This window comes from Vibrio sp. Vb339 (genome assembly GCF_902751245.1).
Lineage (GTDB): Bacteria > Pseudomonadota > Gammaproteobacteria > Enterobacterales > Vibrionaceae > Vibrio > Vibrio coralliirubri.
Map to the genome: position 1 here is coordinate 135,111 of NZ_CADDIS010000005.1, position 20,354 is coordinate 155,464.

19 protein-coding genes and 1 other RNA gene are annotated in these 20,354 nt (G+C 45.9%); 13 read left to right on the top strand and 7 right to left on the bottom strand.

The features are described 5' to 3' along the window. Nucleotides 1-156 precede the first annotated feature (156 nt). Together parE and parC are read left to right on the top strand one after the other, a co-directional pair. Complete coding sequence (gene parE, locus HRQ85_RS19985; RefSeq protein WP_172380453.1) at nt 157-2,037, top strand: DNA topoisomerase IV subunit B; 1,881 nt, start codon at nt 157-159, stop codon at nt 2,035-2,037. 3 nt (nt 2,038-2,040) lie between these two features. Next, on the top strand, nt 2,041-4,299 hold the full coding sequence (parC, locus tag HRQ85_RS19990; RefSeq protein ID WP_017067236.1) for a DNA topoisomerase IV subunit A: 2,259 nt from the start codon (nt 2,041-2,043) through the stop codon (nt 4,297-4,299). 102 nt (nt 4,300-4,401) lie between these two features. On the opposite strand, the gene degS is transcribed toward parC, so the two are convergent. From degS to zapG, 3 genes are all read right to left on the bottom strand, one after another. Next, nucleotides 4,402-5,466, bottom strand: coding sequence for an outer membrane-stress sensor serine endopeptidase DegS (gene degS, locus HRQ85_RS19995; protein ID WP_017061430.1), 1,065 nt, complete (start codon nt 5,464-5,466; stop codon nt 4,402-4,404). Between the two features lie 158 nt (nt 5,467-5,624). Further along, on the bottom strand, nt 5,625-6,980 hold the full coding sequence (locus HRQ85_RS20000) for a Do family serine endopeptidase (RefSeq protein ID WP_172380484.1): 1,356 nt from the start codon (nt 6,978-6,980) through the stop codon (nt 5,625-5,627). 126 nt (nt 6,981-7,106) lie between these two features. Further along, nucleotides 7,107-7,562, bottom strand: coding sequence for a Z-ring associated protein ZapG (gene zapG, locus HRQ85_RS20005; protein WP_019824592.1), 456 nt, complete (start codon nt 7,560-7,562; stop codon nt 7,107-7,109). 219 nt (nt 7,563-7,781) lie between these two features. Here zapG and zapE point away from each other — a divergent pair, with 219 nt between their 5' ends. The 8 genes from zapE (at nt 7,782) to sspB (ending at nt 14,121) form a co-directional block, all read left to right on the top strand. Then, nucleotides 7,782-8,885, top strand: a complete 1,104-nt coding sequence (gene zapE, locus HRQ85_RS20010) for a cell division protein ZapE (RefSeq protein WP_048618220.1) — start codon at nt 7,782-7,784, stop codon at nt 8,883-8,885. Between the two features lie 247 nt (nt 8,886-9,132). Further along, nucleotides 9,133-9,561: a 50S ribosomal protein L13 gene (gene rplM / locus HRQ85_RS20015; protein ID WP_010434689.1), complete on the top strand. Its 429-nt coding sequence runs from the start codon at nt 9,133-9,135 to the stop codon at nt 9,559-9,561. A gap of 13 nt (nt 9,562-9,574) precedes the next feature. Then, nucleotides 9,575-9,967: a 30S ribosomal protein S9 gene (rpsI, locus tag HRQ85_RS20020; protein ID WP_004740758.1), complete on the top strand. Its 393-nt coding sequence runs from the start codon at nt 9,575-9,577 to the stop codon at nt 9,965-9,967. 330 nt (nt 9,968-10,297) lie between these two features. Next, entirely contained in the window at nt 10,298-10,888 is a 591-nt protein-coding gene (gene petA / locus HRQ85_RS20025; protein WP_017061434.1) for a ubiquinol-cytochrome c reductase iron-sulfur subunit, read from the top strand. Continuing rightward, nucleotides 10,888-12,153 carry a cytochrome b gene (locus HRQ85_RS20030; RefSeq protein ID WP_017061435.1) on the top strand — a complete coding sequence of 422 codons (1,266 nt, stop codon included), beginning with the start codon at nt 10,888-10,890 and terminating at the stop codon, nt 12,151-12,153. Before petA ends, HRQ85_RS20030 begins: the two co-directional genes overlap by 1 nt. Continuing rightward, on the top strand, nt 12,150-12,887 hold the full coding sequence (locus tag HRQ85_RS20035) for a cytochrome c1 (protein ID WP_172380454.1): 738 nt from the start codon (nt 12,150-12,152) through the stop codon (nt 12,885-12,887). Before HRQ85_RS20030 ends, HRQ85_RS20035 begins: the two co-directional genes overlap by 4 nt. Before the next feature lie 97 nt (nt 12,888-12,984). Further along, nucleotides 12,985-13,620, top strand: coding sequence for a stringent starvation protein SspA (sspA, locus tag HRQ85_RS20040; protein WP_009848943.1), 636 nt, complete (start codon nt 12,985-12,987; stop codon nt 13,618-13,620). Between the two features lie 6 nt (nt 13,621-13,626). Next, complete coding sequence (sspB, locus tag HRQ85_RS20045; RefSeq protein ID WP_017072808.1) at nt 13,627-14,121, top strand: ClpXP protease specificity-enhancing factor; 495 nt, start codon at nt 13,627-13,629, stop codon at nt 14,119-14,121. 92 nt (nt 14,122-14,213) lie between these two features. On the opposite strand, the gene HRQ85_RS20050 is transcribed toward sspB, so the two are convergent. From HRQ85_RS20050 to HRQ85_RS20065, 4 genes are read right to left on the bottom strand one after another with little or no spacing between them, the layout of a single operon-like run. Then, nucleotides 14,214-14,819, bottom strand: a complete 606-nt coding sequence (locus tag HRQ85_RS20050) for a BON domain-containing protein (protein ID WP_017059276.1) — start codon at nt 14,817-14,819, stop codon at nt 14,214-14,216. A gap of 16 nt (nt 14,820-14,835) precedes the next feature. Then, the gene (locus tag HRQ85_RS20055; protein ID WP_004729817.1) at nt 14,836-15,426 is read right to left on the bottom strand and encodes a phosphoheptose isomerase; all 591 of its coding nucleotides are present in this window, start codon (nt 15,424-15,426) and stop codon (nt 14,836-14,838) included. Nucleotides 15,427-15,428: 2 nt separating this feature from the next. Continuing rightward, complete coding sequence (locus tag HRQ85_RS20060; protein WP_048614934.1) at nt 15,429-15,827, bottom strand: YraN family protein; 399 nt, start codon at nt 15,825-15,827, stop codon at nt 15,429-15,431. Next, a complete protein-coding gene (locus tag HRQ85_RS20065) occupies nt 15,814-17,631 on the bottom strand; it encodes a penicillin-binding protein activator (RefSeq protein WP_172380455.1) in 1,818 nt (605 codons plus the stop codon). The genes HRQ85_RS20060 and HRQ85_RS20065 overlap by 14 nt, the downstream gene beginning before the upstream one ends. A gap of 61 nt (nt 17,632-17,692) precedes the next feature. On the opposite strand from HRQ85_RS20065, the gene rsmI reads away from it, so the two are divergent. The 3 genes from rsmI to rsmH all read left to right on the top strand — a co-directional run bounded on the left by rsmI (nt 17,693) and on the right by rsmH (nt 20,354). After that, nucleotides 17,693-18,559 carry a 16S rRNA (cytidine(1402)-2'-O)-methyltransferase gene (gene rsmI / locus HRQ85_RS20070; protein ID WP_019824587.1) on the top strand — a complete coding sequence of 289 codons (867 nt, stop codon included), beginning with the start codon at nt 17,693-17,695 and terminating at the stop codon, nt 18,557-18,559. 176 nt (nt 18,560-18,735) lie between these two features. Further along, nucleotides 18,736-19,175, top strand: an RNA gene (gene rnpB, locus HRQ85_RS20075) — RNase P RNA component class A. A 228-nt stretch (nt 19,176-19,403) separates the two neighbouring features. Beyond that, a complete protein-coding gene (gene rsmH, locus HRQ85_RS20080; protein WP_017059280.1) occupies nt 19,404-20,354 on the top strand; it encodes a 16S rRNA (cytosine(1402)-N(4))-methyltransferase RsmH in 951 nt (316 codons plus the stop codon).

A 20,354-nucleotide genomic window follows, 5' to 3' on the forward strand; every position in this document is an offset into this window, starting at 1 on the left:
GTTTTTGAACTAGCTTGACATCATTACTCAGCTTCCAGACTATATTCCCCAATACTTCGCTCGTTCGCTCTACTATGACGGTTCATAGTAATGATTCTGCTTTAGTGAAACTGGAGCCAGCGAACTGACGCAAACTTTTTGAGTAAACTCCGTATTATGACTGAACAATATAATGCAAAAGACCTCGAGGTACTTGAAGGTCTCGATCCTGTGCGACACCGCCCGGGAATGTATACCGAGACAGAAAGACCTAACCACCTTGCCCAAGAAGTCATTGATAACTCGGTCGATGAAGCACTAGCGGGACACGCTAAGAAGATCAAAGTGGTACTTCATGAAGACCAATCGTTAGAAGTTACCGATGACGGCCGTGGTATGCCTGTCGATATTCACCCTGAAAAAGGGATCTCAGGTGTTGAGCTGATTTTAACTAAGCTCCACTCTGGCGGTAAATTCTCAAACAACAACTACAAGTTCTCTGGTGGTCTGCACGGTGTAGGTATCTCGGTTGTAAACGCGCTGTCAAAACGTGTTGAAGTGACCGTACGTCGAGAAGGTCAGGTTCACGAGATCGCACTTGAAGGCGGTCATGCCGTAACAGAGCTTACTGTCACGGGCACTTGTGGTCATCGTAACAGTGGTACATCAGTACATTTCTGGCCTGATCCTAAGTACTTCGATAGCCCTAAATTCTCGACACTTCGTCTGATTAACAACCTACGTGCAAAAGCAGTGCTTTGCCCAGGTTTAGAAATTACCTTTATCGACAAAGTCGGTGGCGAAGAGCATAAATGGTTCTATGAAGATGGTCTAAAAGACTACCTTGCCGAAGGCGTGAAAGGTTACACCTTACTGCCTGAAGAACCGTATGTTGGCGAATTCGTTGCTGAAACAGAAATGGCAAACTGGGCGATCATTTGGCAGCCAGAAGGCGGTGATATGATCACCGAAAGTTACGTGAACTTAGTACCGACTAAACAAGGTGGTACACACGTAAACGGTCTTCGCCAAGGTCTGCTTGATGCAATGCGTGAATTCTGTGAATTCCGCAACTTGCTACCACGTGGCGTTAAGCTAACGGGCGACGATATTTTCGATCGCTGTTCGTACGTACTATCGGTGAAGATGCAAGATCCGCAGTTTGCTGGTCAAACAAAAGAGCGCTTGTCTTCTCGTCAAACTGCTGCGTTTGTGTCTGGTGTGGTAAAAGATGCGTTTAGCCTGTGGTTGAACGAAAAGCCACAACTGGCAGAACAGCTAGCAGAAGCTTGTATTGCGAATGCCCATCGCCGTATGCGCGCAAGCAAAAAGGTAGTGCGTAAGAAAATCGCTTCAGGCCCAGCACTGCCGGGTAAGCTAACTGACTGTTCAGTTCAAGATTTAAGCCGTACCGAAATCTTCTTCGTGGAAGGGGACTCGGCGGGTGGTTCTGCTAAACAAGCTCGTGACCGTGAGTTCCAAGCGGTGATGCCACTTCGCGGTAAGATCCTAAATACATGGGAAGTGTCAGCAGACCAAGTATTGGCCTCGCAAGAAGTGCACGACATTTCGGTGGCTCTGGGTATCGACCCGGACAACGATGATTTATCAGGCCTGCGTTACGGTAAGATCTGTATCCTTGCCGATGCGGACTCGGATGGTCTTCATATCGCGACACTGCTTTGTGCATTGTTTACCCGCCATTTCCATGCATTGGTTGAAGCGGGTCATATCTATGTGGCAATGCCTCCTCTGTATCGTATCGATTGCGGTAAAGAAGTGTTCTACGCACTTGATGACGCAGAGAAAGACGGTGTGCTTGAGCGATTATCGCAGAAGAAAGCCAAGATCAACGTGCAACGATTCAAAGGTCTGGGTGAAATGAACCCACTTCAGTTGCGTGAAACCACCATGGATCCAAACACTCGTCGCCTTGTTCAGTTAACGATTGATGACAGCGAAGCGACCAACGAGATGATGGACATGCTGCTTGGTAAGAAACGTGCAGATGATCGCCGTACATGGCTACAGACTAACGGTGATATGGCCGAGGTATAATGGATGTCTAACGAAATTACATATGATGGCGTTGAACAGCTGCCAATGCGCAAGTTCACCGAAGATGCCTACTTAAATTACTCAATGTACGTGATTATGGATCGTGCATTGCCGTATATCGGTGATGGCTTGAAGCCAGTACAGCGTCGTATTATCTACGCGATGTCTGAGCTAGGCTTGTCGGCTGCATCGAAATACAAAAAATCAGCACGTACCGTTGGTGACGTATTAGGTAAGTATCACCCACACGGTGACTCTGCTTGTTACGAAGCGATGGTATTGATGGCGCAGCCTTTCTCTTACCGCTACCCATTGGTCGATGGTCAAGGTAACTGGGGTGCTCCGGATGACCCGAAATCGTTCGCTGCGATGCGTTATACCGAAGCGAAATTATCTAAGTTTGCTGAGGTTCTTCTAGGTGAATTAGGTCAAGGCACTGTTGACTGGCAACCAAACTTTGATGGCACCATGAAAGAGCCTCAAATGTTGCCAGCTCGTCTGCCTCATATTCTGCTTAACGGTATTACAGGTATCGCGGTAGGTATGGCGACCGATATTCCACCACACAACGTGCGTGAAGTCGCTAATGCAGCCATTCACCTAATTGATACGCCTAAGTCTGAGCTTTCAGACGTGATGGGTTTCATTCAAGGTCCAGATTACCCGACTGAAGCTGAGATTATCTCTCCGAAATCGGACATCGAAAAGATCTACCGTACTGGACGTGGCAGCATCAAGATGCGCGCGGTTTGGCACAAGGAAGGCTCTGATATTGTTATCACGGCTTTACCTCATCAAGTGTCAGGTGCGAAGTTACTTGAGCAAATCGCTAACCAGATGCGCGCTAAGAAGCTGCCAATGGTTGACGACTTGCGTGATGAATCTGATCACGAGAACCCAACGCGTATCGTTGTTGTTCCTCGTTCTAATCGTATCGACTGTGATCAATTGATGAGTCACTTGTTCGCGTCTACAGATCTAGAGAAAAACTTCCGCGTTAACTTGAACATGATTGGTTTAGATAACCGTCCTCAAGTGAAAGGCTTAGTTCAAATCCTGAAAGAGTGGATTGAGTTCCGTCGCACAACGGTTCGCCGTCGTTTGCAGTACCGTTTAGATAAAGTACTAGCACGTTTGCACATCTTAGAAGGTTTGCTTGCTGCTTATCTTAATATCGATGAAGTGATTGAGATCATTCGTACAGAAGACGAACCATGTCCTGTGCTAATGAGCCGTTTCAACATTTCTGAAATTCAAGCCAATGCGATTCTTGATATTAAACTTCGTAACTTAGCTAAGTTAGAAGAGTTTAAGATTCGAGCTGAGCAAGAAGAGCTTGAAGCTGAACGTGAAAAGCTTGAAAAGCTACTCGGTTCAGAGCGTCGCTTGAATACGCTGATCAAGAAAGAAATCCAAGCAGATGCGGATAAATACGGCGATGATCGTCGTTCGCCTCTGATTGAGCGTGCTGAAGCGAAAGCGCTAACAGAACGCGACTTAGTACCAAGCGAACCAATCACGGTTGTGTTGTCTGAGAAAGGTTGGATTCGTCATGCCAAAGGGCATGAAGTGGACGCTGAAGGCTTGAACTACAAATCGGGTGATAAGTTCTTAGCGAGTGCTAAGGGTAAGAGTAACCAGCAAGCGGTGTTCCTCGGCAGTGATGGCCGAAGCTACTCCCTTGAGTCACATTCACTACCGTCGGCGCGAAGCCAAGGTGAGCCCATTACAGGCCGCTTGAACGTCAGCCCGGGTACCTCTATTCGCCAAGTGGTGATGGGAGAGAATGAACAATTATGGTTAGTCGGTTCCGATGCAGGTTATGGTTTTGTTTGTAAGGGTAGCGATCTGCTGTCTAAGAACAAGAGCGGTAAAGCCTTGGTTAACTTGCCACAAGCTTCTGAAGTGATGATGCCAAGCCCTATTGCTGACTTGGACAGTAACCAGATTCTGGCGATTACTAACCAAGGCCGTATGTTGTTGTTCCCGATTAAAGATCTACCTCAGCTGAGCAAAGGTAAAGGCAACAAGATCATCAACATCCCTTCTGCGAAAGCAAAAGAGCGTGAAGAGTTTGTCTCGCATCTTATGGCTATCCCAGAGAATGCGACGCTGACTATCTACGCCGGTAAACGTAAGCTTGGTTTGAAACCTGCGGATCTTGAAAACTTCCGTGGTGAACGTGGTCGTCGTGGTGGTCTACTGCCTAGAGGACTACAGCGAGTGACTCGCATCGATATCGAAGAGCAAAGTGAATCGTAGAGATACTTGAAACAATCTTTAGATAAAAGAAAACCCAGCCTATGAGCTGGGTTTTTTGTACTTGTGTATTAGCAGCTTGAATCACTGCTTACAGAGTTTGCTCTACAGGCGAGTATCTTCGGCGATGGTCACCTTTAAGGTTTTGCTTTCACCTTGGCGCAATATACCCACATCGATAACTGTACCCGGTCGCAGGTCGGTAACGATATCCATTACACTCTGGCGACCATTTACTTGGTTATCGTTGATACTGACAATAATGTCTTGAGCTTCAAAACCCGCATCGGCAGCCGGACCATTAGGGTCTATCCCCAACACAACGATCCCGCCGATATTCTTAGTACCCAACATGCGTGAGGTGACTGAGTTGATGTCTTGTCCATCGATACCAATATAGCCACGAATCACACGACCATCGGCGATGATTTTTTCCATGATTTTATTAGCAAGCGGATAGGGGATAGCAAATGAGATCCCATAGGTTTCCATGTCGGTAGCTTGTTGGAAAGAAGCGGTATTGATACCGACTAGCTCACCTTGTGAGTTCACCAGCGCGCCACCTGAGTTACCTTCATTGATTGCCGCATCGGTCTGGATAAAGGCTTGATGGCCATCAGCACTGATCGAAGAGCGGCCGGTTGCAGAGATGATACCGAAGGTTGTTGTTTGACCTAGGTTGTATGGGTTACCGATAGCCAGTACAACATCACCGACGTTGGCTTTGTAATTGGGGTTGAGCGGGATCACCGGTAGGTTATCACCGCTGACTCTAAGTATCGCGATATCGGTGCGCTTGTCTGAACCGACAAGTTGCGCAGCTGCTACTCGCCCATCTTGAAGTGCCACAACTATTTGGTCTGCTTGAGCCACAACATGGAAGTTGGTAATGATGTAGCCTTTCTCGCTGACAATTACCCCAGAACCCAAACCTTGAGTGAGCAGTTTGTTGCGATCGCTTTCAGCGTATTTACGGCTATAAATGTTAACCACTGCAGGTGCCGCGCGGCGAACTGCTTGGTTAAATGAAATCTGAAGAGAGCCAATATTATCGACTTTAGGGCTAGTGACGTCAGCAACAATCGCTGGTCTTAAGCTCGGAAATGCGAGAAGAATAAGCGCCGCTGAAACGAGTCCAAGGGAAATAGAACGAAATAGAAAGGACAGCATGTTTCCCTCTTCAACAAGTAAGGTGTGAAGCCTCCATCAATGGATGACTGACTTGATTACAAGTGAAGCATAGCATTTTGATTGATCTAAAGAAAAGGGAGACTGAGTAAGTTTAAAGCAAACTTACTGGGCCTCCCTGTAATTGCGCTGACGTAAGACTATCGAATTACAAGATAGATAGTTCGGTCGCCTCGCTGGATATTAAGCGCCAGTACACCAGGTTGTTTTTCAAGAATCTCTCTAAACTCAGCAAGGTTCTTAACCGTTTGGCGGTTTACCCCGATGATGATGTCATCTTTCAGAAGTTGATAGGCTTCGGCTGGTGAGCCTTGAGCAACATTCGATACCTTGACGCCCGTTGCCGAGTCACTCTCGGTTGTGTTGGTTAACTCAGCACCGGCCAGTCCTTCATGGAGCTTCTCAGCCTGTGTTTTATTATTGGTGGATTCACCAAGCGTCACATCAAAGGTTTTGCTCTTACCGTCACGAACCACACCCAGCTCAATCTGCTTACCAGCGCCGAGTGTTGCGACCTTAGCTCTTAACTCGCTGAAGGTATCAATGCGTTTGCCATTAATAGAGACAATAATATCGCCCGCTTTCAGTCCTGCTTTATCTGCTGCGCTGTCAGGGACAATTTGGCTAACAAAGGCGCCCTTACTTGATTCATAACCGAGTGCTTCTGCCAATTCAGAGGTCACTTCTCCGCCTTGAACGCCAAGCATGCCGCGTTTTACTTCACCGAAGTCGAGAATTTGTTCTGTCAGGTTTGTCATCATATTAGAAGGGATTGCAAAGCCGATACCGACATTACCTCCGTTAGGGCCAAGAATGGCGGTGTTGATACCAATTAGCTCACCGTTAAGGTTCACTAGCGCGCCACCAGAGTTACCGCTGTTGATTGCTGCATCGGTTTGAATGAAGTTTTCAAAGTTTTCTAGATTCAGGCCGCTACGGCCGAGTGCAGAAACAATACCGGATGTTACGGTTTGTCCTAGCCCGAATGGGTTACCGATCGCGACACTAAAATCACCAACTCTTAGTTTGTCTGAGTCTGCGACTTTTATCTGGGTAAGGTTCTTGGCTTCTTCTAATTTTAGCAGTGCGATATCAGACATCTGGTCGCCGCCGATAAGCTCAGCATCGTACTCTCGACCATCATGCAGTTTTACTTTTATATCGTCCGCGCCATTAATGACATGGTAATTGGTCACGATATGACCTTTCTTGGCGTCAATGATGACACCAGAGCCTAATCCGCGGAATGGACGCTCTCGTGTTTGTTCGGGACCAAAAAAGAATTGAAATTGTTCAGGGATTTGCTGACGTTGTACCTGTTTGCCTTCTACGGCAATACTAACCACAGCGGGGGTCACTTGTTCAAGCATAGGAGCAAGGCTCGGTAATTGTTCATTACCCACATTTAATGGTAGTGCGGCTGTTGCTTGAATGGGGGTGATGATTGAACTTAAGCTTAAAGTCAGTACTGATAAAGCAAGCAAAGGTTTTTTCATCATAAACTCCTCTCTAGTTAAGGTCTTAACCCTCTTATACGTTTAATAAGTATGAGAAGTTTCAAATGACCTGAGTGAAAGTTATGACTCAAAAACCTTTGTAAAGTTCACAGAAGTGTTAAATGTTTACGATGCTTTTGCTGTTACAACATCGGGAGCATCCATGATTTCTTTCTTCTGCTCTGTAAATAAACCGGTTGCGCCATTAGCGTAATCTTTCGGTTGTTCCTCAAGTGTCGCCTCTTTTGCTGAAGACTTCTCTTGTGGTTTGTCCGAATGGGCAGCGGCTGTTTTCACAAACGGGTTATCTTGCTCTGGCAGGTTAGGAATCAGCTCTGAGCTTGTTTTTTCCATGTGTTGGTACAGTTTTGTGTAGTCTTTACCTAAGGTGTCCAACATTTCTGCGGATTTCGCAAAGTGATCAGCCAGCTCTTGTCGCTGCTGCTCAAGGGCAAACTTTGCGCTATCTAATTCTTTCTGTACGTTCTTTTGTTTTTTGTATTCAGGTGTCATGAGACGAGAGATAGCGACCCCTAAAATAACTCCGACTAGTAAACCGGCAACGGCATACATCCAAGGCATAACAGCTCCTTATTATTGTTTTTTAACATGTTTGTTACTGCTTAGTTACACGTGATACGGCTCCATGGTACTATGAGAAAGCCGCAGTATAAAGAGAAATGCGTGTGCGCTAGTTAGCAGTTTGATGCTGCATTATTCACCACATCACGTTATTCCTCGTACTGTTTGGGCTCATTTTTAGTTGTTGTCTGATATTGCTTTCATTGTGGAAATGTCGTCATGAATCCCATTAAAAAATACGAACAAGATATAAAAGAACATGGATTTCAAAGAGATCCAGCACAAGAGCAAGCCGTTAAATCTTTAGATGAACTCTTTCATCAATTTCAAGATTACATGAATATGCCCATTCCTCAACTGACTCGCTTCCAGAAATTACTGGGCAAAAAGCCAGAACTGCCACAGCCACCGAAAGGTCTCTATTTTTGGGGGGGCGTAGGGCGAGGAAAAACGTACTTAATGGATACGTTCTACGATGCCTTACCGACCACTAAAAAAATGCGTGTCCACTTTCACCGCTTTATGTATCGAGTCCATGATGAGCTAAAGGCGCTAGGTAATGTGAGTGATCCATTGCCTTTAGTCGCAGACAAGTTGAAGGAAGAAGCGGACATTATCTGTTTCGACGAATTCTTTGTTTCAGACATCACCGATGCGATGATCCTAGGAACCTTGTTCCAAGAGTTATTCGCTCGAAACGTTATCTTGGTTGCGACGTCTAATATCCCACCTGCGGATCTGTATCGCAACGGGTTACAGCGAGCGCGTTTCTTACCGGCCATTAAGCTCATTCAAGACAACTGTTATATCCTTAATGTCGATAGTGGCATTGATTATCGTCTACGTACCTTAGAACAGGCTGAGATTTACCATTACCCGCTAGATAGCCAAGCGAATATCAATCTCGAAAAGTATTACGCTCAGCTGGTTGGCGAAGATAAAGAGAAGCTTAAGCAGATAGAGGTTAATCACCGTCAATTAGATGTAGTCGAAGCGAGTGATGGCGTACTGCATGGTACCTTTGCTCAGCTCTGTCAGTCGGCTCGTAGCCAGAACGACTATATTGAGCTGTCTCGGGTTTATCACACAGTTCTATTGGCGGATGTGTTGCAAATGGGCGCGACTTCAGATGACGCTGCGAGGCGCTTCATTGCATTAGTTGATGAGTTCTACGAGCGCAATGTGAAACTGATTATTTCAGCGGAAGTGGAGCTAGAAAAGCTATACACCCATGGTCAGCTAGAGTTTGAATTTAAACGCTGTCAGTCGCGTTTAATTGAAATGCAGAGTCATGAATATTTGGCAAAAGAACACTTAAGTTAGCTTTGATTATCTCGAATAAGAAATAGAATTAAAAAAATCGTGATTTTGTTCAAAAAGAGGTGATTTTTTCTTCGCTCTTCTCTATAATCCTGCGACCTACCGTTACTGCGGGCCTCTAGCGATGAGTAAAATCACGTTATGCCAAGAGTTTTCCAACACTCGAAGGGGTGATGAATGGTAACTCTTAGACAGTGGGAATACGCGAGTATTCCTTAAGTGTAAATTTTTTAAATAGGTAATTATTAGCATGAAAACTTTCGTTGCTAAACCAGAAACTGTAAAACGCGACTGGTATGTTGTAGACGCTGAAGGCAAAACTCTTGGCCGTCTAGCAAGTGAAATCGCTTCTCGCCTACGCGGCAAGCACAAAGCAGAATACACTCCTCACGTAGACACTGGTGATTACATCATCGTTGTTAACGCTGAGAAAGTTGCTGTAACTGGTAACAAAGCTAAGGGTAAGGTTTACTACCGTCACTCTGAGTTCCCAGGTGGTCTTAAAACTATCACTTTTGAAAAGCTAATTGCTAAGAAGCCAGAAATGGTTCTAGAACTAGCAGTTAAAGGTATGCTTCCACGTGGTCCTCTAGGCCGCGCGATGTACCGTAAGCTTAAAGTGTACGCTGGTACTGAGCACAACCATGTTGCTCAACAGCCACAAGTACTAGACATCTAAGGGGATTATGAAAATGGCAGAGAATCAATACTACGGCACTGGTCGTCGCAAAAGCTCAGCAGCTCGTGTTTTCATCAAACCAGGCTCTGGTGAGATCGTAATCAACAAGCGTAGCCTTGATGTTTACTTCGGTCGTCCAACTTCTCGTATGGTTGTTAAGCAACCTCTTGAGCTAGTTGAACTAACTGAGAAACTTGACCTTTACATCACTGTTTCTGGTGGTGGTATTTCTGGTCAAGCTGGCGCAATCCGCCACGGTATCACTCGCGCTCTTATGGAGTACGATGAAACTCTACGTCCTGCTCTACGTGCAGCTGGCTACGTTACTCGTGACGCTCGTTGCGTTGAACGTAAGAAAGTTGGTCTACGTAAAGCACGTCGTAAACCTCAATTCTCTAAGCGTTAATTTTTCTTTACGAAAAAGTACACGCTCCCAGTTTTACGACTGGAATTGTGGTTCAAAGCTCGGCTATATGCCGGGCTTTTTGTTTTTATACCCCCTCTAAACGCTTTCCCTTCCTCGTTTTATTTCCAAATTCTTATATTTTGAAAGCTTTTGTAACCCAATGTGCGCTTTGCCTCATGATTGTTACAAAAAGGTAGCTTTATCTTGTCAAAAAGTAGGGTTTTATTTATCATTTGCCGTCAATAAATAGAACTAAATACATATTTTGTTAGCCATGCTCTTTAATCGGAATTATTTCAATCCACAAGGAGCAAATGGGAGAATGTTTGGATGAGCAACGCGCCTTTAAATAACGGTCGCAGGCGTTTCTTAACCGCAACAACAGCCGTTGTTGGTGGTTTAGGAGCAGCTGCTGTAGCCGTGCCTTTTATTAAATCATGGAATCCGAGTGCCAAGGCGAAAGCTGCGGGCGCGCCGGTGGAAGTGGAAGTCAGTAAGTTAGAACCGGGACAAATGGTTCGTGTCGAGTGGCAAGGTAAACCTGTATGGGTTGTACGCCGTGCTGAGTCGGTACTAGAAAACCTAAAATCGATCGGTGGTCAACTTCGTGACCCTCAATCTGAAGCTGAACAACAACCAGAATACGCACAGAACGAGTTCCGTTCAATTAAGCCGGAATTCTTCGTTGCTGTTGGTTTCTGTACGCACTTAGGTTGTTCTCCAACTTACCTGCCGGATTCTTTTGCAGAACAAGTTCAGGGTGTTAAGTCTGGTTTCTTCTGTCCTTGTCATGGTTCAAAGTTTGATATGGCAGGTCGAGTATTCCAAGGCGTACCAGCCCCATTGAATCTTGTTGTACCAAAGCATATGTATTTGAGTGACACTAAGATCATGATCGGTGTGGACGAGGGAGACGCGTAATGCAAGGATTGCTTGATTGGGTAGAGAAACGTCTACCCGCGATGAATGCTTATAAAAAGCATTTATCTGAATACCCAATGCCTAAGAACTTTAACTTTTGGTACCTTTTCGGTTCTTTGGCAATGTTGGTACTGGTTAACCAAATCCTTACGGGTATTTGGCTAACAATGAACTACGTACCATCAGGTGAGGGTGCATTTGCTTCTGTTGAATACATCATGCGTGATGTGGAATACGGTTGGCTACTACGTTACATGCACTCAACAGGTGCTTCGGCATTCTTCGTTGTTATCTACCTGCATATGTTCCGTGGCTTAATCTACGGTTCTTACCAAAAACCTCGTGAGCTACTTTGGATCTTCGGTATGTTGATCTTCTTAGTGCTTATGGCTGAGGCTTTCATGGGTTACCTACTACCATGGGGGCAAATGTCTTACTGGGGTGCTCAGGTAATCATTTCTCTGTTTGGTGCAATCCCTGTTATCGGTGATGACCTAACGCTTTGGATCCGTGGTGACTACATCATCTCTGGTGCAACGCTGAACCGTTTCTTCGCACTGCACGTTATCGCTCTACCAATTGTACTTCTGCTGCTTATCGTACTTCACGTACTAGCACTGCACGAAGTGGGTTCGAACAACCCAGACGGTATCGAGACGAAACTTCCTAAAGGCACAATGGGCGACGACTACAAAACGCAGTTCCCATTCCACAAGGATTACACTAAGAAATACGACATCATTGACTCTATTCCTTTCCACCCATACGGGACCGTGAAAGATATGGTTGGTGTGGCTGGTTTCCTATTCTTCTTCTGTTATGTGCTGTTCTTTAACCCAGAGATGGGTGGATTCTTCCTTGAGCCGCCAAACTTTGAAGCTGCTAACCCACTGAAAACACCAGAGCACATCGCTCCGGTATGGTACTTCACGCCGTTTTACGCAATTCTGCGTGCTGTTCCTGATAAGTTGCTAGGTGTTGTAGCAATGGGCGCATCTATTGTTGTGCTATTCCTACTACCATGGTTCGACCGTTGTAAAGTGCGTTCTTACCGTTACCGTAGCAAACTGCATTTGATTAACATCATCCAATTCACAATAAGCTTTATTGCGCTTGGTGTACTTGGTGCGCTTCCAGCAACGCCAACATACACGCTACTGGCTCAAATCTTTAGCTTAGGTTACTTCATGTTCTTCGTTCTACTGTGGTTCTACAGTAAAAATGAAGCGACGAAACCATTACCAGAAAGGGTGACATTCAAATGAAAAAGTGGATTGTAATTTTATTTGCTATGTTGCCGTCACTGGTGATAGCAGCGGGTGCAAACGTACCATTAGACAAAGCGAACAATGATTTAACAGACAAAGCTTCATTGCAAAATGGCGCTAAGATGTTCATGAACTACTGTTTCGCTTGTCACTCAACGCAGTACCAGCGCTATGAACGTGTTGCGAATGATTTAGAGATCCCAGTTGATCTTATGAAGGAAAACCTGATTTTCGACCCTGAAGCGAAAATCGGTGACTTGATGGTTAATGCTATGCCTTCTGATCAAGCGGCAAGTTGGTTTGGTGCTCCGCCACCAGACCTAACATTGGTTGCTCGTGTTCGTGGCGCAGACTGGCTGTACACTTACCTTCGTACTTTCTATGAAGATCCGTCTCGTCCATTTGGCGTGAACAACATTGTTTTCCCAAGCGTTGGTATGCCGCACGTTCTTGAAGAACTGCAAGGTATCCCAACACCAATCTACGATACTCATATGGTAGATGGCGAGGAAGTGACGGTTGTTGTTGGCACTGAGACTGATGGCTCTGGCGAATTAAGTGCTGGTGAATACGACGAAGCAGTTCGTGACCTTGTTAACTTTTTGGTTTACTCGGGCGACCCAGTTCAACTTGAGCGTCACGCTATGGGTTGGTGGGTAATGGCCTTCTTAGTAATCTTCACTATCATCGTGATTTTGCTGAAGAAAGAGTATTGGCGTGATGTGCACTAATTGTGCTATAATGCCGTGCTAATTCCCAAATTATGTTAATGTTCAATGGAGGCTTTAGGCCTCCATTGTTTTTATTTAAAGTGTACTGGAGGGCTCCATGGCTGTAGCTGCCAATAAACGTTCTGTAATGACTCTTTTCTCAAGTGCTTCTGATATGTATAGCCATCAGGTGCGCATCGTTCTTGCTGAAAAAGGCGTAAGTGTTGAAGTTGAGTTGGTTGATGAAAAAAATCTACCAGCAGAGCTTGTTGAACTGAACCCGTACAAATCAGTACCTACTCTTGTTGATCGTGAGCTTGCTCTATATGACTCAAAGATCATCATGGAATACCTAGATGAGCGTTTTCCTCATCCACCGTTGATGCCTGTATACCCGGTTGCTCGTGGTAACAGCCGTCTAATGATGTACCGCATTGAGCGTAACTGGTATTCAGTTGCAGAGAAGATCGTTAAAGGCAACGCTGAAGAATCTGAAGCAGCTCGCGTTAAACTACGCAACGACCTACTGACTCTTGCTCCTATCTTCGCTGAGTATGAATACTTCATGAGCGAAGAGTTTAGCCTAATTGATTGTTACCTAGCTCCGCTACTATGGCGTCTACCTGAGCTTGGTATCGAACTAATTGGTCCTGGTTCTAAAGAGCTTAAGATTTACATGAACCGCGTATTCGAACGTGATTCATTCCTAGCTTCTCTAACTGAAGCTGAGCGTGAGATGCGACTCGTTCGCTAAGCGTTTATGGATATTTCTAATATGACTCCACGCCGACCATACATGCTTCGTGCATTTTATGAGTGGCTGGTTGATAACGAACTAACTCCACACCTTGTTGTTGAAGCAACATTACCGGGCGTGCGAGTTCCAGAAGAGTTTGTTCAAGATGGTCAGATCATTCTGAACATCGCGCCTCGTGCGGTTGGACAACTTGAGCTGGGTAACGAAGCTGTGACGTTTAGTGCTCGCTTTAGTGGTCGTCCACACTCTGTGATCGTTCCGCTTTACGCAGTACAAGCGATTTATGCTCGTGAAAATGGTGCTGGTACCATGTTTGAACCTGAAGAGGCTTACATGGAAGCGTTTGAAGAAGGGATTGAAGAAAGTCCTTTTGAAGAACCAGAAAAAGGCCCATCTTTGAGCGTAGCAACGGCAGACGTAGATGCTGAAGAGCCTGACTCAGATCCTGAGCCACCTCGTCCAGCGAAAGGTCGCCCAAGCCTTCGTGTTATCAAATAACGTTAGTTAAATAACGAATCAAATAAAAAAAGCAGCGACTCGTCGCTGCTTTTTCTTTTCTGCTATATAGCATTTAGTTGACTGGCTTAAGACTAGTTAACAGCCGTCTCTTCTTCACCATATTCAAACGCTCGAATAACCTGTTTTACGCCAGAGATATTACGCGCAACTTCTGTCGCGATATCGGCATGCTCTCGAGTCACGAGGCCAAGCAGGAATACTTCTGAATCCTCAGTAATCACTTTTACTTTGATGCCGTTAAGCTCAGCATTTGCAAGCAGAGCTGATTTCACCTTAGTGGTAATCCAGCTGTCTTTACTGATAGCGCTCACAGACAATGGCTCTTTCACTCGAACTTGATTGTGGATGCTCTCAACGCCAGCCACCTCTTTGGCTTGGTTTTCAAAAGCGCGACGTTCTGAATCTGTGGTCGCTTGCCCCATCAGTACCACCGAACCTCGGTAAGAGCTTGCCGTGACACGTACGTTGCCACGGAATGGTTGTTTATTGGTAATCGCTGCAACTTCAAATTCGATGTTGTTGTCGTTCCAAATCTCTTTGGTTGTTCGCGTATCCGTGACTAGGTTTGCAGTGGTTGCTGCACCAGCAATGAAAATGCCAGCACAACCAGACAGAGACAGTGTAAGTAGCGAAACACTAATCAGCTTAAACAGCCTCATAGAGGTTAATGATTTCATTGTGATGCTCCGTATATCACTCTTCGTGAGCAGGGAAGAGTACTTGATCGATTAGGTCACATAGGCAGTGTAGTGTCACCATGTGTACTTCATGAATACGCGCTGTACGGTGTGAGGGGATACGAATCTCTACATCGTGTTCACCAAGCAAACCTGCCATCTCACCACCATCTTTACCGGTAAAGGCGATGATGGTCATGTCGCGAGTTACTGCCGCTTCCATTGCCTTGATGATGTTCTTGCTGTTACCGCTAGTCGAGATAGCCAACAGGATATCGCCAGTTTGACCGAATGCACGCACCTGCTTAGAGAAGATCTCTTCATAGTGGTAGTCGTTAGCCACTGCTGTTAGCGTGGTGTTGTCGGCTGTGAGTGCCATCGCTGGGAGGCTAGGGCGCTCTGTTTCAAATCGGTTGAGTAGGCACGATACAAATTGCTGAGCATTCGACGCCGAACCACCATTACCACAACAAAGAATTTTGTTTCCGTTAAGCAAGGTCGCAACCATTGCTTGAGCGGCATGCGTGATTGCGTCAGGCAGAGCTTCTGCAGCCGCAATTTGGATTTGAATACTTTCTGTGAAACTTTCTTTAATGCTGTCTAGCATGTTTATCCTTGGGTAATCGCGTTTTGAATCCAGTCGATAGTGTCATTCGGCCCTTCAATGGCAACAATATCAAATCTGAAATCTGTAGAGTGCACCGACAAGCCTTGCTGCATAAGCCAAACATTGGCTGTTTTGAGCAGTTTCTGTGACTTCTTGGCAGTCACCATTTCAGCGGCATGTCCGTAGCGGGTTTGCTTGCGGTATTTTACCTCAGCAAACACAACCGTATTGTTATGGCGCATTATAAGATCAATCTCGCCACATTTTGCTATGAAGTTTTGTTCTATTAACGATAAACCGTGGTTAATCAGATAAGATTTTGCCACGGTCTCGTATTTATCACCCACTTGTTTGTGGGTGATGCTTGGTTTAGATAGGAATTTTCGGCTAAAAAGCCCCATGCTCTGCCCAGCTGATTTCACGTTGAACTACACAGTTGTTATCGATGGTTAGCACCCCCGTTTCACCTGGAATGCTGTAACCTTGCACAGCTTTCATCTGTGGCAGTGCATCCATTAGGTAGTATGCATCCATTCCTAGTGCTTGCAGACGCTTTTGGCCGTTTGAGTGTGTAGGCCATAGGTCGTTGAGCTCTTTATTAAGCTCGTTTTTATTCTCAACTAATAGTGGTATATCGCTGTAGAACACACCGGTTAGGTCTTCATACTGCTTATCACCGCTGTTGCTGCGCGAGTTCGAGAACAGAGCTGGCTGGCTCGCATCTGGGTTAATTGCAACTTCAATGAAGGGTTTGATTAGCGTTAGCTCTGAGTTCTTAGCCACAATGTAGACAGAATCGATATCACGACGGCTGCGTGGCTCGGTTTCTAGGTCTAGGTTCAGCAACCCGTCCATTTGAGCGATACGCTGTTGGCTCTCTTGCAAGCCGAATACCTGATTCACATTGCGTTGCAGTTGGCGTTTGTCAGAGAACAAGCTGATAGCAACATCGTTGCTGCTGTATTTTTTCCACTCTTCCTTAAACGCTTGCTCAACACGCTCACCTAAACGTCCTCTTGGCGCAAGGATAAGCGGGTACTTGTAGCCTTGAGCAAATAGGTGTTTCGCTGCCTGAGCGACTTCTTGCTCTGGTGATAGAGCGAGATAACAAATGTTGGTATCTGGTTCTAGTTGCGTAGGAATGTTCAGAGCTAAAGCTGGAATCGAGTTCTCGTGGTTTTTCTGCGCTTGCTGAAGCTTAGTGATGTTGCTCTTGATCAGCGGGCCAACGATGAAATCAACGTTGTTCTCTTCCAGTGTCGCTTTAATCTCAGCGGCACTTTGCACGTTGGTATCCATTACCGTCAGCGTTGCATCTTCTTCACGCTCTTTGTCATTCATCATCGCAAAGATGAAGCCGTCACGTACAAGTTGTGCTTGCTTACCGTATTTACCGGTTAGAGGCAGTAATAGTGCAGTGCTGGTTGGCTTGCTGATCTCTAGCGCCAAGATGTCAGTGATCGCTTGAGGTGTGTATGTCGCTGCTGGGTGCTGAGGGTTCTCTGCTAGCCAATCAGACAGGGTTTCCTGCAGGTTTGGAAGGTTTGAATTCAGCGTCTTCATATAAATCGCCAGCTGTAACCAACCTGCAAGAACGTCTTCTGTAGGCGACGTCTTAAGCTCTAGAATCTCATATTGAGAGTAGCTATTTAGGTTCTGCCAAATACGGTCAGCAGCTTGTTGTTGGAGCTCGTCATCAGCGTCTAGATACTCTGAATAAAGAACTAACTCACGGCTTGCTTCAAAATACTCGCTTTGCATTTCAGAAATGTTCGCGCGTAGCTCGTGATAATCTTTCCACTGCTCGTTCGGAAGTTTCCACCAAGGCTGGAAGTTCAGTTGGCTATAAGCTTGTTCAGGCTGCGAGTTATTCACCAACAGTTGAGCGCGAGCTAATTGCCATTCCGCTTGTTGCGTTTCGCTCAGCTCTTGTTTTGCTAAGCGTTTAATAAGCAGAGTTGCTTGATCGGTTTTTCCAGCTTGCACAGAAGCCTTAAGCGCCATGATTAACCAGTCGTTTTGTAGACTTCCTTTGCTACTATCCGCCTGCATCATGTAACTTTCAGTTGATTGCGCTGGATCTAGTGTAATATCAACGCTCGTTGGTGCTTGAGGACCTGAAGAACAAGCCGCCAATGTAATTGCTAATGCAATTGGAGTTAGTAAGCGTGGTACACTGAGTCTCTTATGGTTCATCGTTGCCATGAGTTCTTTAAATTCCGTATAAATTTGTATCTATATTAATCGTTGAAGTGATGGTAAACAAATGACAGATAACAAAACCTTGCTCACAGAGAGCCCAACTCTCTACATTGTGCCAACCCCAATCGGAAATTTGGGAGATATCACTCAAAGAGCAATTGAAATTTTATCAAGTGTCGATGTTATTGCAGCTGAAGACACACGCCACACGGGTAAGCTGCTTGCTCACTTCAATATATCAACCAGAACGTTCGCTTTACATGATCATAATGAACAAACTAAAGCGCAAGTTCTAGTCGAAAGGTTATTAGAAGGTCAGTCTATCGCATTAGTCTCTGATGCGGGTACTCCTTTAATTAGTGACCCAGGTTACCATCTTGTCTCACAATGTCGTCAAGCGGGTGTGAGAGTTGTGCCACTTCCTGGTGCTTGTGCTGTGATTACCGCGTTAAGTGCTTCTGGTTTACCGTCAGATCGTTTCAGCTTTGAAGGCTTCTTACCGCCAAAGAGCAAAGGTCGTAAAGACAAGTTCTTAGAGATCGCAAAGGCAGAGCGCACCTGCATCTTTTATGAATCACCGCACCGTATTTCAGACTCTCTACAAGATATGCTCGAGATTCTTGGCCCTGACCGTGAGGTTGTATTGGCGCGTGAGCTAACCAAAACCTTCGAAACCATCCAAGGGCTGCCACTTGGTGAACTTATAGAGTGGATTGAAGAAGACGCGAACCGTAAACGCGGTGAGATGGTGTTACTGATTCACGGCCACCGTGAAGAAGCGAGCACAGAATTGCCAGACGAAGCGACTCGCACGCTAGGCATTCTAACCAAAGAGCTGCCCCTTAAAAAAGCGGCGGCGATGACGGCAGAAATCTACAATCTGAAAAAGAACGCTTTATACAAATGGGGCCTAGAGCATCTAGACAACTAGAAACCTCTTTATAGAGTAGCTAACCCGTATTGAAAAGCTTGTGAGGAGTGATGGTATTGCCGTCATTCCTCTTTTTTTGTCTGAATTGTGTGAAAATCACGCAGTTGCTTAGAGGTTTGCACCATATTTGTGATCTCGCTAGACACTGCACCCTAATCTCTATACAATCCGCCCTCGGAGTTGAACGGGTAATCGCTGCTTTGCTGATGTCCTTCGGGAGACTGACGTTGAGGTCCTTCGGGAAACTGACGTTGAAGTCCTTCGGGAGACTGGTAGAGGGGAGGAACGTCCGGGCTCCATAGAGCAGGGTGCCAGATAACGTCTGGGGGGCGCGAGCCCACGACAAGTGCAGCAGAGAGAAGACCGCCGATGGCCTCATTTCTTCGGAAGGGGCACAGGTAAGGCTGAAAGGGTGCGGTAAGAGCGCACCGTGCGACTGGCAACAGTTCGTAGCAAGGTAAACTCCACCCGGAGCAAGATCAAATAGGCCCTCACATTGCGTTGCTCGCGTATGGGGGCGGGTAGATTGCTTGAGCCTGTGAGCGATTGCAGGCCTAGACGAATGGTTACCGCCGCGCAAGCGGAACAGAACCCGGCGTATGTGTCAACTCCACCTATATAAAGAACCCATCATTACTTAACGGTAGTGATGGGTTTTTTGCTTTATATTGACGTAAATTATTTAGATTTCCTTAGAATCCTTCATCCTGATATGAGCTTGGGTCAAAAATTCCCAAAGCCTATACACAATATGGTGGAGATACGGCGTGAAATCAGTACACTAAAACGTTAATAGAACAAATTATTGCCGAACTAATGGCTCAATCCACTCACTGAGAAGACTATGACAGAAGCATTCAAACATATTTCAGTATTGCTTAACGAATCTATTGACGGACTTGCGATCAAACCTGACGGTACCTACATCGATGGTACTTTTGGCCGTGGTGGTCACAGCCGTACAATCCTGTCTAAACTGGGCGAGAATGGACGACTCTTTAGTATTGACCGCGATCCACAAGCGATTGCAGAAGCGCAAAAGATTGATGACCCTCGTTTTACGATTATTCACGGCCCGTTCTCAGGTATGGCTGAATATGCAGAGCGTTATGACTTAGTCGGTCAAGTGGATGGCGTTTTACTGGATCTAGGTGTTTCTTCACCTCAGCTAGATGATGCTGAGCGTGGTTTTAGCTTCATGAAAGACGGCCCGCTTGATATGCGTATGGATCCAACAACTGGTATTCCTGTGTCTCAGTGGTTAGTTGAAGCCGATCTTGATGACATCACATGGGTTATCCGTGAGTTCGGTGAAGACAAACACGCTCGTCGTATCGCGAAAGGCATTATCGCTTATCAAGAGAATGAAGAGAACGAACCACTAACGCGCACTGGTCAGTTGGCTAAGCTTATCTCGGATGTGGCTCCAAAAAGCTTCAAAGAGAAAAAGCACCCAGCAACACGTGCATTCCAAGCATTCCGTATCTACATCAACAGTGAACTTGAAGAGATCGATACAGCCCTGAAAGGCGCAGCAAGCATTCTTGCTCCTGAAGGCCGTTTGTCTGTTATCAGCTTCCACTCACTTGAAGACCGCATGGTGAAGCGCTTTATCCGTAAAGAGAGCCAAGGCCCGCAAGTACCACATGGCCTGCCACTAACAGAAGAGCAGATCAAGGCGCTAGGCAGTGCTGATCTTAAGCCGGTTGGTAAAGCGATCAAACCATCGAAAGGCGAAGTGGATGAGAATACTCGTTCACGTAGCTCAGTATTACGAATCGCAGAAAAGCTATAG

Bases quoted from the DNA above. Each gene is read 5' to 3' on its own strand.
- petA (WP_017061434.1), top strand. From the start codon at position 10,298: ATGAGCAACGCGCCTTTAAATAACGGTCGCAGGCGTTTCTTAACCGCA.
- HRQ85_RS20055 (WP_004729817.1), bottom strand. From the start codon at position 15,426: ATGCTAGACAGCATTAAAGAAAGTTTCACAGAAAGTATTCAAATCCAA.
- zapG (WP_019824592.1), bottom strand. From the start codon at position 7,562: ATGCCTTGGATGTATGCCGTTGCCGGTTTACTAGTCGGAGTTATTTTA.
- HRQ85_RS20065 (WP_172380455.1), bottom strand. From the start codon at position 17,631: ATGGCAACGATGAACCATAAGAGACTCAGTGTACCACGCTTACTAACT.
- degS (WP_017061430.1), bottom strand. From the start codon at position 5,466: ATGCTGTCCTTTCTATTTCGTTCTATTTCCCTTGGACTCGTTTCAGCG.
- HRQ85_RS20050 (WP_017059276.1), bottom strand. From the start codon at position 14,819: ATGAAATCATTAACCTCTATGAGGCTGTTTAAGCTGATTAGTGTTTCG.
- rsmH (WP_017059280.1), top strand. From the start codon at position 19,404: ATGACAGAAGCATTCAAACATATTTCAGTATTGCTTAACGAATCTATT.
- HRQ85_RS20000 (WP_172380484.1), bottom strand. From the start codon at position 6,980: ATGAAAAAACCTTTGCTTGCTTTATCAGTACTGACTTTAAGCTTAAGT.
- parC (WP_017067236.1), top strand. From the start codon at position 2,041: ATGTCTAACGAAATTACATATGATGGCGTTGAACAGCTGCCAATGCGC.
- rplM (WP_010434689.1), top strand. From the start codon at position 9,133: ATGAAAACTTTCGTTGCTAAACCAGAAACTGTAAAACGCGACTGGTAT.
- parE (WP_172380453.1), top strand. From the start codon at position 157: ATGACTGAACAATATAATGCAAAAGACCTCGAGGTACTTGAAGGTCTC.
- sspA (WP_009848943.1), top strand. From the start codon at position 12,985: ATGGCTGTAGCTGCCAATAAACGTTCTGTAATGACTCTTTTCTCAAGT.
- HRQ85_RS20030 (WP_017061435.1), top strand. From the start codon at position 10,888: ATGCAAGGATTGCTTGATTGGGTAGAGAAACGTCTACCCGCGATGAAT.
- sspB (WP_017072808.1), top strand. From the start codon at position 13,627: ATGGATATTTCTAATATGACTCCACGCCGACCATACATGCTTCGTGCA.
- rpsI (WP_004740758.1), top strand. From the start codon at position 9,575: ATGGCAGAGAATCAATACTACGGCACTGGTCGTCGCAAAAGCTCAGCA.
- rsmI (WP_019824587.1), top strand. From the start codon at position 17,693: ATGACAGATAACAAAACCTTGCTCACAGAGAGCCCAACTCTCTACATT.
- zapE (WP_048618220.1), top strand. From the start codon at position 7,782: ATGAATCCCATTAAAAAATACGAACAAGATATAAAAGAACATGGATTT.
- HRQ85_RS20035 (WP_172380454.1), top strand. From the start codon at position 12,150: ATGAAAAAGTGGATTGTAATTTTATTTGCTATGTTGCCGTCACTGGTG.
- HRQ85_RS20060 (WP_048614934.1), bottom strand. From the start codon at position 15,827: ATGGGGCTTTTTAGCCGAAAATTCCTATCTAAACCAAGCATCACCCAC.